This window comes from Cellulomonas sp. GbtcB1, assembly GCF_019091725.1.
Lineage (GTDB): Bacteria > Actinomycetota > Actinomycetes > Actinomycetales > Cellulomonadaceae > Cellulomonas.
Window position 1 is genome coordinate 90,537 of sequence record NZ_JAGXJG010000004.1, and the last position, 11,926, is coordinate 102,462.

At 75.5% G+C, this 11,926-nt stretch carries 12 protein-coding genes; 5 read left to right on the forward strand and 7 right to left on the reverse strand.

Going from position 1 to position 11,926, the window contains the following annotated elements; genetic code table 11:
- Nucleotides 1-51: 51 nt before the first annotated feature.
- The gene (locus tag KVT14_RS02905; RefSeq protein ID WP_217614282.1) at nucleotides 52-654 is read right to left on the reverse strand and encodes a hypothetical protein; all 603 of its coding nucleotides are present in this window, start codon (nucleotides 652-654) and stop codon (nucleotides 52-54) included.
- Nucleotides 655-738: 84 nt separating this feature from the next.
- Here KVT14_RS02905 and KVT14_RS02910 point away from each other — a divergent pair, with 84 nt between their 5' ends.
- Both KVT14_RS02910 and KVT14_RS02915 read left to right on the forward strand, forming a co-directional pair.
- Nucleotides 739-1,251 carry a hypothetical protein gene (locus tag KVT14_RS02910; protein ID WP_217614283.1) on the forward strand — a complete coding sequence of 171 codons (513 nt, stop codon included), beginning with the start codon at nucleotides 739-741 and terminating at the stop codon, nucleotides 1,249-1,251.
- A gap of 231 nt (nucleotides 1,252-1,482) precedes the next feature.
- Nucleotides 1,483-2,682, forward strand: coding sequence for a hydroxymethylglutaryl-CoA synthase (locus KVT14_RS02915; RefSeq protein ID WP_147796093.1), 1,200 nt, complete (start codon nucleotides 1,483-1,485; stop codon nucleotides 2,680-2,682).
- A 43-nt stretch (nucleotides 2,683-2,725) separates the two neighbouring features.
- Here KVT14_RS02915 and KVT14_RS02920 read toward each other — a convergent pair whose 3' ends face one another.
- Nucleotides 2,726-4,543 (reverse strand): hypothetical protein, encoded by a 1,818-nt coding sequence (locus KVT14_RS02920; protein ID WP_308160853.1) that lies wholly within the window; start codon nucleotides 4,541-4,543, stop codon nucleotides 2,726-2,728.
- A gap of 129 nt (nucleotides 4,544-4,672) precedes the next feature.
- Between KVT14_RS02920 and KVT14_RS02925 the strand changes: the two genes are divergently transcribed.
- Nucleotides 4,673-5,728 carry a glutathione S-transferase family protein gene (locus tag KVT14_RS02925; RefSeq protein WP_217614284.1) on the forward strand — a complete coding sequence of 352 codons (1,056 nt, stop codon included), beginning with the start codon at nucleotides 4,673-4,675 and terminating at the stop codon, nucleotides 5,726-5,728.
- Nucleotides 5,729-5,847: 119 nt separating this feature from the next.
- Here the strand turns inward: KVT14_RS02925 and KVT14_RS02930 are convergent, their stop codons facing one another.
- From KVT14_RS02930 to KVT14_RS23365, 4 genes are all read right to left on the reverse strand, one after another.
- Complete coding sequence (locus KVT14_RS02930) at nucleotides 5,848-6,759, reverse strand: VOC family protein (protein ID WP_217614285.1); 912 nt, start codon at nucleotides 6,757-6,759, stop codon at nucleotides 5,848-5,850.
- 105 nt (nucleotides 6,760-6,864) lie between these two features.
- Nucleotides 6,865-7,503 carry a hypothetical protein gene (locus tag KVT14_RS02935; protein WP_147796090.1) on the reverse strand — a complete coding sequence of 213 codons (639 nt, stop codon included), beginning with the start codon at nucleotides 7,501-7,503 and terminating at the stop codon, nucleotides 6,865-6,867.
- 140 nt (nucleotides 7,504-7,643) lie between these two features.
- Nucleotides 7,644-8,210, reverse strand: coding sequence for an N-acetyltransferase (locus KVT14_RS02940; RefSeq protein ID WP_306795689.1), 567 nt, complete (start codon nucleotides 8,208-8,210; stop codon nucleotides 7,644-7,646).
- Nucleotides 8,170-9,174 carry a DMT family transporter gene (locus tag KVT14_RS23365; protein WP_308160854.1) on the reverse strand — a complete coding sequence of 335 codons (1,005 nt, stop codon included), beginning with the start codon at nucleotides 9,172-9,174 and terminating at the stop codon, nucleotides 8,170-8,172. The genes KVT14_RS02940 and KVT14_RS23365 overlap by 41 nt, the downstream gene beginning before the upstream one ends.
- A 69-nt stretch (nucleotides 9,175-9,243) precedes the next feature.
- On the opposite strand from KVT14_RS23365, the gene KVT14_RS02950 reads away from it, so the two are divergent.
- Nucleotides 9,244-10,293 carry a GGDEF domain-containing protein gene (locus KVT14_RS02950; protein ID WP_217614286.1) on the forward strand — a complete coding sequence of 350 codons (1,050 nt, stop codon included), beginning with the start codon at nucleotides 9,244-9,246 and terminating at the stop codon, nucleotides 10,291-10,293.
- Between the two features lie 83 nt (nucleotides 10,294-10,376).
- Nucleotides 10,377-11,351: a glycosyltransferase gene (locus tag KVT14_RS02955; protein WP_217614287.1), complete on the forward strand. Its 975-nt coding sequence runs from the start codon at nucleotides 10,377-10,379 to the stop codon at nucleotides 11,349-11,351.
- A 79-nt stretch (nucleotides 11,352-11,430) separates the two neighbouring features.
- Here the strand turns inward: KVT14_RS02955 and KVT14_RS02960 are convergent, their stop codons facing one another.
- Nucleotides 11,431-11,913 (reverse strand): NUDIX domain-containing protein, encoded by a 483-nt coding sequence (locus KVT14_RS02960; protein ID WP_217614288.1) that lies wholly within the window; start codon nucleotides 11,911-11,913, stop codon nucleotides 11,431-11,433.
- Between the last annotated feature and the right edge of the window lie 13 nt (nucleotides 11,914-11,926).

Below are 11,926 nucleotides of genomic sequence, written 5' to 3' on the forward strand. Positions count from 1 at the left end.
ACGAGGCACCGCAGCGCACGTCCGCAGAACGCGCGCCGCGGTGCCCGCTCGTCACGACACCCAGCTCACGTCGGATGGACCGCCGCTGAAGCAGATCGTCCCGTTGTTCAGCACGGCGTTGCTCGTCCGCGCCACGGACGCGATGTAGCTGCCCGCCTTGGGCACCGAATGGGCGAACGTGTGCTGCCAGGACGTCCGCGACGCGAGCGCGCCGCTGAACGTCCGCCTCACCGACGACCCGCCGCCGGCGACGTCAACGAACCAGGAGTACCCGACAGCGGGCCGGTTGACGTTGAAGGACGTGCTGATGCCGGCCGTGCGGAAGCCCGTGCTGTCGGTGATCACGATCCGTGAGGTACCGCACGACCCGGCCACGACCGTCGCCCGTCCCAGCGCGCGCTTGCGGGCGATCGCCGCCTCCTCCGCGTGCGCCTCGGCCGTGACGGGAACCGATCGCTGTGCTCCGTCATCGTCCGTGACGATCGCGTAGCCGTGTGCCGCGGCCACAGACTCGTCGAAACCGACCGCCTGCATCTCGACATCGATGACGAGCTCCGGCCCCGGCACCTCGGCAGCGACCGCGGAGCCGGCTCCGCTCACGAGTGCCAGAAGCAGCGCCAGGACGCCGGCCCTGGACGTGCGCGTTCGTGCCATGCGTGACATCTCAGCCTCCGTCTTCCCATGGGAGGCCCCCGCTTCTACGCTACAGAAACCGGTTCCCCCATGGAAGGAGCACACGTGAATCCCGACGCCCGGGGCGCTGCGGCCGACGACGGGCCGCATCCGCTTCCGCCGCCCCACTACCTGCTCCAGCCCGCGGCCGGCCCCCGACCTCGATGCACCGAGGTCATGACCGGCTGGGTGGGAGCGGCGCCGGACTGCGCGCTATCACGCTGGGAGGACGAGGCCGGGAACGACATCGTCCTCGAGACCCGTCGCGCCGCTCCAGGCATGACGGATGTGGACGTGGCAACGGTCACGCTGGCACGTTCGCTCGCCGGGCGCTGCGTCGACACGGAGAGGGTCGACCACGCGGCGCTCCGCGCGATCTGGGTGGGCGCACCGCACGAGGTGCTCCTGACGCCGGAAGCGCTCGTCGTTGACGGCGCTCCGGCGGAGGGGGTCGTCGCACGGCGCGAGGATCTCGTGGCACGTGTGATCCATCGTGGTGATCACGTGATCACCCTGGTGCATCCGGAAGCGCACGCAGGGATCCCGAGAGTCGCGGCGGGAGAACCGGAGGTCGGCTGACTGCTCCGTGATCGTGACCACGTTCACGAACGGGATGATTCCAGGCGTCCCGCGCGTTGCGTGTGGAGCAGGTGAAGAGTCCCGGCGCTCGCTGGTCGGTGCTCGCACGCAGGGCTACAGTCGTCCGGGCCTCGCGTGACCGCCGATGACGGCGGGCCGCACCCGTGGCCCGTCGGACGCCGGGTCACCCGCCCGCGGACGACGTCCAGCCGGAGAGGATCCCACCCCGACATGCAGCTCGGCATCGACGACCTGGCCTTCGCGACCGCGGGCCGGTACCTCGACCTGGCGAACCTGGCGCCCGTGCACGGCGTCGAGCCGGCGAAGTACACGGTGGGCCTCGGCCAGGACCGGATGAGCGTGTGCGCGCCCGACGAGGACGTCGTGACGCTGGCCGCCGCGGCCGCGCTCCCCCTCGTGGAGGACCTGTCCGACGACGAGCGGGCCGCGATCCGCACCGTCCTGCTCGCGACCGAGAGCGGCATCGACCAGTCGAAGTCGGCCGGGGTGTACGTGCACCACCTGCTCGGTCTGAACCCGGCCGCGCGCGTCGTGGAGCTCAAGCAGGCCTGCTACTCCGGCACCTCCGCGCTGCAGATGGCGCTGGCGCTCGTCGCCCGGAACCCGGAGCAGAAGGTGCTCGTCATCTGCTCCGACGTGGCCCGCTACGACGTCGGGTCCTCCGGCGAGCCGACCCAGGGCTGCGGCGCCGTCGCGATGCTGGTCACCGCGAACCCGCGGCTGGTCGCGATCGAGCCGGTCTCCGGCCTGCACACCACCGACGTCATGGACTTCTGGCGGCCGAACTACCGGACCACCGCGGTCGTCGACGGCCGGCTGTCGCTCCGCGCGTACACCGACTCGCTGACCGGGGCGTGGCAGGACTTCCGCGCCCAGGGCGGCGCCGAGTTCGGCGAGATCGACGCGTTCGTCTACCACCAGCCGTTCACCAAGATGGCGGTGAAGGCGCACGCGCACCTGACCCGCCTGGCCGGCGCCCCGCGCGACGCCGACGTGATGGACGCGCAGATCGCCGACACCCTCCGGTACAACCGCGAGATCGGGAACTCCTACACCGCGTCGATGTACATCGGCCTGGCGTCGCTGCTCGACCACGCGGCGGACGACCTGGGCGGCTCGCGCATCGGGTTCTTCTCCTACGGCTCCGGGGCCGTCGGCGAGCTCTTCACCGGCGTCGTCCAGCCCGGGTACCGCGCGCACCTGCGCGCCGCCGCGCACCGCCGGCTGCTCGACGAGCGCGACGAGGTGTCGCACGCCGAGTACCTGCGGATCGTCGCGCCGGTGAACCCGGTCGACGGCGGGGACCACGACGTCGAGCGCCTGACCCGCGGCCCGTTCCGGCTCGCGGCGATCACGGGGCACCAGCGGCTGTACGAGCGCACGGAGGCCGCGGCGACCGCGGTCGCCTGACGACGCGACGCCGCCCGGACCGGGCGGCGGTCGTCGTGACCGCCTACTGGTACGTCACCAGGTCCGGGACCGGCTGCACCGCGTAGGTCTGCGCCGGGTCCAGCATCGGCGTGTCCTCGTCGTAGAAGTTCTTCCAGCCCCAGTGCACGTCCGGCGCGCCCTGGTGCAGCGTCGCCCAGGTGCCGGCCTTCGCGGGCTGCGACCCCTGGCCGTCGGCGTGGATGATCATGGCCAGCTCGTCGTGGCCGGTGTGCAGCCGCTCGCGGTCGGTGATCATCCGGAGCGAGAACTGGTGCAGCAGGAACATCTTCTGCGGCAGCTGCCGGTCGCGGGTGTACGTCGCGAGCCAGTCGGCGGTGGCGTTGACCTCGTCGATGCCGACCGACCCGATCTGGCGCAGGTGCACCTGGTCGGGCGCGAGCCGCCACTCGGGGTCGAGCGCGAGCCCGACGTGGGGGTAGGCGAGCAGCTCGGCGTACTGCTGCGCCTGCGTCAGGAAGTCGGTGCGGCCGGGCTGCAGGTCGATGACGACCGCCTGCCCCGCCGCCTGCGCGGCCTCGACGACGGGCCGCAGCTCGTCGACCGACCGCGCGCGCGAGTACGAGCCGTCCGGCTCCGGCGCGGCCGACGCGATGGTCGCGATGACCTCGAGGGTCGGCACCACGGTGTCGGGGGTGAGCGACCGGTACGGGGCGGCGGTCTGCTCGGCGCGCGCGATGGTCGCCGGGACGTCCTGCTCCCCGAGCACGCCGAGCGCCGCGGTGCCGGGCGTGCCGTACAGCGCGACGTAGCGCTTGCCGTCCACGCCGGGAGCCGACGCGGGGTCCGGGAACACCAGCTGGCCGCCGCCCGGCAGCTCGACGCCCGTCGAGGCGCTGGCGACGCGGGGACCGAGCCGGGCGGCGTCGCCGAACGACGACCCGACCGCGACCACCGTCTCCACCCCCGTGAGCGCTTGCACCGCGGCGGAGGTGGCGCGGGGGTCCGCGCCGGGCACGTCGACGACCGGCAGGCCCGCGGCCCGGGCGGTCGCGGCAGCGACGGCGGTGCCCGCGGGGGCGGCGTGCGTGTCGACGAGGAGGGCCGCGGCGTCGGCGGGCGCGGGAGGCTCGATCGTGGTGGTGGGGAGACCGAGCACGTCGTCCTGGCCCGGGGTGGAGGCGGCGTCGGCCGTGGCCTCCGCGTCGCTCGACCCAGCGCCCGGGGTCCCGGACGGCGACGCCGTCGGGGCCGTGGCGTCGTCGGACCGCGCCGCGGCCCGCAGCAGCGCCGGCTCCGGCCCGGTGAGCGCCGCGACGGCCGCGACCAGCCCGCCGTCGTCCACCTCCTGCTCCTCCCCCACGGCCAGCCCGAGGTCGGCCAGCGCGGGGTCCGCGGCGTCGACGCCGTAGGTCCGCAGCCCGTCCGGGAGGTCGGCGGCCAGCGCGGCGCGCCCGTCGGCGTCGTCGACCACGACCACGTCGGTGGTGCCGAGGCGGTCGAGCTCGTCGGCCACGCCCGCGCCCGCGACCAGCACCGGCGAGCCGAGCGCGACGGCCGCGGTGGCGGCGGGGGCGACGACCTCCGGGGCCTCGTCGGCGACCAGCACCGCGACGGGCGCCTCGGTGAACAGCGCGGCGCTCACCGCGAGCGCCGTCCCGGCCGCCGTCCCGTCCGGGACGACCGTGGTCGGGGCGTCCGGCAGCGTCACGGCCGACCGCAGCGTCACCGCCGAGGGCGTCGGGTCGGGCGTCGCGCCGTCGGTGCCCCCACCGGTGCAGGCGGCGAGCAGCCCGAGGGCGGCCAGCGCGGCGACGGGGCGCCACGGGCGGAGCCCCAGGGGCCGGTGCGGACGGGTCGGGCGGGCGGGTGCGGCAGGCACGGCTCTCCGGGGCCGGGGACACGGGGACCCCGCCACTGTAGGCACCCCCACCGACGCCCGGCGAGGCCGCGGGCCGCCCGGGCGACGCGCGGGGCGGCGCGGGCGCTCCGGGTCGGGGATGATCGAGGCATGACCCCCGAGAGCGCCCAGCAGGAGTTCAGCACCGCCGGCGCGTACGTGACCAGCGGCGAGGAGTTCGTCCGCGACCAGAGCTACATCACCACGCGGATCACCGCCGACGGCCGGGACGGCTACCCGGTCGAGCCCGGCCGGTACCGGCTCGTGGTGTCGCGGGCGTGCCCGTGGGCGAACCGGGCGATCATCGTCCGCCGGCTGCTCGGGCTCGAGGACGCGATCTCGCTAGGCGTGTGCGGCCCGACGCACGACGCCCGCTCCTGGACGTTCGACCTGGACCCGGGCGGCGTCGACCCCGTGCTCGGCATCCCGCGGATCCAGGACGCGTACTTCCGGCGGTTCCCGGACTACCCGAAGGGCATCACGGTCCCGGCGATCGTCGACGTGCCGTCGGGGGTGGTCGTCACGAACGACTACGCACAGCTGACCCTCGACCTGTCGACCGAGTGGACGGCGCACCACCGCGCGGGCGCGCCCGACCTGTACCCCGAGCACCTGCGGGACGAGATCGACCAGGTCGCGCGGAAGGTGTTCACCGACGTGAACAACGGCGTGTACCGCTGCGGGTTCGCCGGGTCGCAGGAGGCGTACGAGCGCGCGTACCGGCGGCTGTTCTCCCGCCTGGACTGGCTGTCGGAGCGGCTGTCCACCCAGCGGTACCTGGTCGGCGACACGATCACCGAGGCCGACGTCCGGCTGTTCACCACGCTGGTCCGGTTCGACGCGGTGTACCACGGCCACTTCAAGTGCAACCGGGACAAGCTGACCGAGATGCCGGTGCTCTGGGCGTACGCCCGGGACCTCTTCCAGACCCCCGGGTTCGGCGACACGATCGACTTCGACCACATCAAGCGGCACTACTACGTGGTCCACGAGGACATCAACCCGACGCAGATCGTCCCGGCGGGCCCGGACCTGCGCGGCTGGCTGACCGAGCACGGCCGGGAGTCCCTGGGCGGCCGCCCGTTCGGCGACGGCACCCCGCCCGGCCCGGTCCGCGAGGGCGAGCGGGTGGACCCGGCCCACACCGCGGAGGCGATGGCGGGCTGACCCCGCCGCCGCCGCCGGCCGTGAGGTCGTCACAAGGTGACGAGGTCGGCACGAAGACGTGACGACCTCGCGCGGTTGTGACGACCTCACGGACCCTCGGCCCGGGAGCCGCCGGCGCGCTACGCCGCGACGGGGCGCACCCGGACCACGTTGCGCCACGGGTCGTCGAACGTCACGGTCGCGCCGTCGTCGCGCACCGGGACGCCGTGCGCCGCGAGCCGCTCGCGCAGCGCGCCCACGTCGTCGGTCCCGGGCACCACCAGGGTGACCTCGCCCAGGCCCAGGCTGCTCGCCCGCGGCCCGGCGCCGGCCGAGTTCCAGGTGTTCATCGCCATGTGGTGGTGGTACCCGCCGGCCGAGACGAACAGCGCGCCGTGCCACTCGGCCATCACGTCGAAGCCGAGCGCGTCGACGTAGAACGCCCGCGCCCCGGCCACGTCGCCGACCTGCAGGTGCACGTGCCCGACCACCGGCTTCCCGGCCGGCGCCGCGAGCGCGGCGTCGGTGACGTGACCCTGGATGAACTCGTTCGGGTCGAGTCGCAGCGAGTCCATGAGGACCCGGCCCTGCTCGTCGTAGCCCCACAGGTCGCGCGAGCGGTCCCAGTACAGCTCGACGCCGTTGCCCTCCGGGTCGGTCAGGTAGAACGCCTCGGACACGAGGTGGTCCGCGCTGCCGACGTAGGTGCGCGGCGCCCGGGCGGCCACCGACGCGAGCGTCGCGGCGAGCGCCTCCTGGGTGTCGAACAGGATCGCGGTGTGGAACAGGCCCGCCTGGCCGCGGCTGGTGGGCGGCAGGTCCGGCGTGTGCCGGAGCACCATCAGCGGCTGGGTCCCCCGCCCGAGGACGACGACGTCGGGGCGGCCGACGCCCTCGATGCGCTCGTCCGGGCGCTCGACGACCTGCAGGCCGAGCACGTCGCGGTAGTACCGCAGCTGCAGGTCGAGGTCGCCGACCAGCAGGGTCACGGGGCCCATGGCGGTGTCGGCGGCGAGGCGGTCGAGGGCGGGGCGCGGGTCGGCGGTGGTCATGCCGAGAACAATAGTTGAGCCTTCAACCGTTGTCGAGACACACGTCGGCGTCTGGGCGCGCCGGAGCCGCGCGACCGGGCGCCGGTCGCGCGGGGACCCGCGCCGTCAGCCCCGGCGCTGCAGGTCGTTGCGGCCGAAGTCCGTGAGGAACCGCGGCCCGCGCTCGCGCAGCTCCGCCTCGTAGTCCCCCGCCCAGCCGCGGTACGGCACCCGCGCCAGGCCGTCGTTCGCGAACCGGGCGTCGTCGGTGACCTCGGACTCGCAGAACGCCGGGATCTGCAGGTCCGTCACCGGGCCCGAGCGCTCGCACTCGGCGACGACGAGCGGCGCGTTCGCCCCACCGAACACGTCGACCACCCAGCCGTCGGCGCCCAGCCACACGGAGTACCGGTTCTTCACGATCCGGTGCCCGCCGCGGCGGATCATCTCGGTGCCGACGACGACGTCGATCTCCCGCTCCGCCTCGTACCGGGTGCCGACGTTCATCGGGCCCTTGAGCGTGACGGCGCAGAACTCGAACCGGTCGCCGACCTCCTCGAGCACGTCCAGCGGGTCGGCGTCGGGGCCGAGCGGCAGCCGCAGCCCGGAGGCCTGCACCCGGAGCCGGAGCGCGTACCCGTCCTGGGCCAGGAAGTACGACTGCACGATGAGCACCGGGTCGGGCTCGGACAGCAGCTCCATGGGCGGCGTCCGCACGAAGAACCGGCGCTCGAACTCGAAGTCGCCGTACCCGGTGTCGCTCACCACGCCCTCCTCTCGCCGGCGTCCGGCGGGGGTCCCGCCGCTGGTCCGCTGCGGGTCACGGTACGCGACCGGCCCGCGCGCGCGGCGGAACCGGGCGCGGACGCGGCGCGCGGGGCGGGATCACGCCGCCGCGCCGAGGATCACGCCGCCGCGCCGAGGTCCATCCCGAGCGTCCGGCCCCACGCGTGCGCCTCGACCTGCCGGAACCCGACCCGGTCGTAGAACGCGATCGCCCCGGCGTTCTGCTCGGCCACCCCGAGGTGCAGCCCGGGGACGCCGCGCTCGCGCAGCGCCCCGGCCAGCGTCTCGATCAGCGTCCGCCCGAGGCCGCGTCCCTGGGCGCGCGGCAGCAGGTCGATGTGCAGGTGCGCCGGGTACCGGTCGGTGACCGCGGGGTCGTACCGGCACCCGTCGTGCACGGTGCCGAGCAGCTCGTGGTCCCGGTAGCCGGCGACCTCGGGGCGCCGCGGGTACCGCTCCCGCAGCGCGGGCCACCACGCCTCCTCCTGCCAGCGGGCGAAGGCCTGGGAGTCGGCGGTGCCGACGACGTAGCCGGCGACGCCGTCGTCGTCGGTGACCACCCAGGTGAGCGACGGGTCCGCGACCGGGTACGGGCCCGCGTACACGTGCCCGAGCAGGTCGGGGTCCCGGTACACGGGCGTGGCGTCAGTCCCCGCGTCGCCCGTCAGCAGGCACACGCGGTACATCCCCGGCAGGTCGCACGTCGCGAACGGTCTCACCCGCATGGCCAGCGACCCTACCGGCCGGGTCCGACGCGGTGGGAGACGCGGCACGTGGCGCGCGGTCCCGCACCAGCAGCACCCCGCCGAGCACCAGCACCCCGCCGACGACCTGCGCCGCGCCGAGCGCGTACCCCGTGGCCGCGCTGATCAGCACCGTGAACACCGTGATCAGGTTGAGGTACGACCCGGCCTCGGCGGGCGGCACCCGGCGCAGCGCCAGGTTCCAGAGCAGGTACGACCCCACCGACGGCAGCACCGCGATGACGACCAGCGCGACCGTGGCGTCCCGGCCGGACGGCCAGTGCACGTGCCCGGTCGCGGCGAACGGGGCCATCACCACGGCGGCGATCGCGGCCTGCACGGCGGTCGAGGCGATGGGCGGCACCCCCGCGAGCCCGCGCCCGCCGATCGTGTACACGCTCCACACGACGATCGCCCCGACCATCAGGAGGTCGCCGACGTTGAGCTCGAGCGAGGTCAGCGCGCCGAGCCGGCCGCCGGTCAGCACCACCAGCACGCCGACCAGCCCGACGAGCATCCCGGCCACGGCGCGCCCGGACGGCGCCCGGCGCACCACGGCGGCGCCGAGCAGCGCGATCAGCGCCGGGTTCAGCGCGTTCACCAGCGACGCGTTCACGGACGAGGTGTGCTGGAGGGCGGTGTAGACGAACAGGGCGTACCCGACCATGCCGAGCAGCGCGAGGACGACCTGCCGCGGCCAGGTGCGCAGCACCGCGCGCCAGTCCGGCCGCTCCACGACCTGCGCGATCACGGCGAGCGGCACGGCCGCGAGCGCCCAGCGCAGCGCGGTCAGGCTCACCGGGGTCATGTCCTGCACGGCGACCGCGCCCAGGACGTAGTTCCCGGCCCAGAACAGCGTGGCCCCGACGAGGGCGAGCACGGGTCCGGTGCGGGCGGGAAGAGGCACCCGCGGAGGATACGCGGCTCACCCGCGCGCCCTGTTACCTCCGGCGGCGCACGTGCCGACACCCTGGGCATGGGCAGGTCCGAGGCGCGGGCACCCCGGCTCTACGCGACCCGGGGCCACCTGGCCTGCGCGCTGGGACTCATGGCGGTGCTGGTCCTCGGCGGCGGTCTGTTCCCGCTGAGCCCGCGGTCGCCGGTGGGCCTGTGGTTCGCGGCGGCCGGGTTGCTCGGGGCGCTGGCGGTCGGCGTGCTCGTGGTGCCGGCCCGCCGCTGGACGATGCCCGCCGCGCTGGCGGTGGCCCTGCTGGGCGCAGGCCTGCTGCTCACGTCCTGCCAGACCGCGGAGGGGCTGGTCGTGCTGTCCATCGGCGTGATGACCGCCGCGCAGTACGCCGCCTACGCGTTCCGCACCCGGGTCGCCGCGCTGCTCGTCGCCGAGGCGATCGCGGCCGTGACCGTCGGGATGGTTCTGGCACCCGCGCCGTTCCACGCGCTCACCTGGCTGGTCGTCGTCATCATGACGGTCGCCAGCACCTCGCTGCTCGGGAACGTCACGCACTGGCTCCGCCGGCACGCGACCACCGACGACCTCACGGGCGCGCTGACCCGGGCCGCCGTCCTGGAGCGCCTGGAGACCCGGCTGCGCGAGGCCCGCCGGACGGGGGCGCCGCTGGCCGTCGTGTCCGCCGACGTCGACGACTTCAAGGCCGTGAACGACACCCGCGGCCACCTCGCGGGCGACGACGTGCTGGTCGAGCTCGTCGCCTCCTGGCGGGGACCGGCGGCCGGCCGCACGGTGGTGGGCCGGGTCGGCGGCGACGAGTTCGTCGTGGTGCTGCCGGGCCTCGACGCCGCCGCGGCCCGGCGCTGGGTCGCCGACGCGCGCACCCGGTGCGCGACCCCGTGGAGCGCGGGGATCGCCGACGCCCGCCCCGACGACACCGTGCGCGACCTGCTCGCCCACGCCGACGTCGCGCTGTACGGGGCCAAGCGGGACCGGCACGTGGGTCGCCCGCCCGCAACGCCGGCGCCGGGCGCGCCCCCCGGCGCGCCTCCGGGACCGCGCCCGGGACCGCACCCGGGACCGCACCCCGACCCGCTCCCCCACCAGGGCCGCTGACCTTCCGCGGACGGCCCCACCGGTCGCATACTGCACCGGGGTGGGGGCGACCGCCCGAGGCACGGACCGAGCGGAGCACGCGGATGGGGGCCGGACCCGGCACGCCCGAGGTGACCGTCGTCGTCTGCACCCGCGACGGCGCGGGCCGGCTGCGCCCGACGCTGGACCACCTCGGCGCCGCGCTCGACGAGGCCGAACGGGCCGACCTGCCGGCGGAGGTCGTCGTCGTGGACAACGGCTCGACGGACGCGACCCCCGCGGTGCTCGCGGACGCCGCCCGTCGCGACCCCCGGCTGCGCGTGGTCGCGGAGCCGCGCCCCGGCATCGCCCGCGCGCGGAACGCGGGCGTCGCCGCGGCCGCCGCGCCGGTCGTCCTGTTCACCGACGACGACGTGCACGTCCCGCCGCACTGGGTCCGGCGGATGGCCGAGCCGCTGCGTCGCGGGGAGGCCGACCTGGTCGGCGGGTCCGTCGCCCTCGCGCCGCACCTGGAACGGCCGTGGCTGAGCCCCGCGCTCGCGTCCGCCTACTTCGCCGTCGTCCCGGAGCCGCCCGCCGTCGGCCGCGAGTTCGCCGCCGCCAGCATCGGCGCCACCCGCGCGGTGCTGGACGCCGTCCCGTTCGACGAGTCGCTCGGCACCGCCCGCTACCCCGGCGCCGAGGACACCGTGTTCCGGCTGGACGTGCTCGCCGCGGGCTTCCGGCAGGGCGCCGTCGCCGGCGCGACCGTCGAGCACCACCCCGAGCCCGAGCGCCTCGACCCCGCGCGGCTCGCGCGGCAGGCCACCGGGCGCGGGCGGGGCGAGGCGTACCTCGCGCACCACCTGCTCGGGAAGCGGCCGGCCGCGGCGGAGTCGGCGGCGAAGCTGGTGGCGACGTGGGGGCTCCTGTCGGGGCGGCGGCTGCGCGCGGCGCTCGCGGGCGCGGGCCGCGCGGGCGGCCCGGCCGGCGCGGGGGCCGAGGTCGACGAGGAGCTGCTGCGCCTGCGCCGCCGGGTCGCGTTCCACCGGGAGCTGCTGGCCCTGCGCCGCGCGACGCGCCGCCGCGTCCCGTCCTGAACCCCGCCCGGTTCTCGCACCGGCACCCGATCGATCGGGCGGCAGCGCGACGATCGGGTGGCGATCAGGAGTCCCGGCGTCAGACGACGAAGCGGGTCGGCCCCTCCGGCGCCAGCGCGTGCGCGACCCGCGCCACCATCTCGTCCGACATCGCCGGCATCGCGTCCACCGGGAACCACCGCGCCTCGGTGTTCTCGCCGTCGCCCGGCCCCGGCTCCCCCGACACCCAGCGGAACCGGAACGTCAGGTCGAGGTACTGGGAGCGGTCGCCGTTGGCGTACTCCATCGGCGGCAGCGTGTGCACCCACGCCAGCCGCTCCGCGACCGCCACCACCTCGGTCTCCTCGAGCACCTCGCGGGCGCCCGCGACCGCCGGCTCCTCGCCCGGGTCGATGATCCCGGTGACCGGCGTCCAGGCGCCGTTGTCGGCCCGGCGGACCAGCAGCACCTCGTCGCGGCCGTCGGCCCCGGGGCGCACCACGACGGCGCTCACCCCCGACAGCCAGAGCAGGTCGTGCCCGATGCGGGCGCGGAGGTCGAGGACGAAGTCAGGGGTCGGCACGCCCCCGATGCTA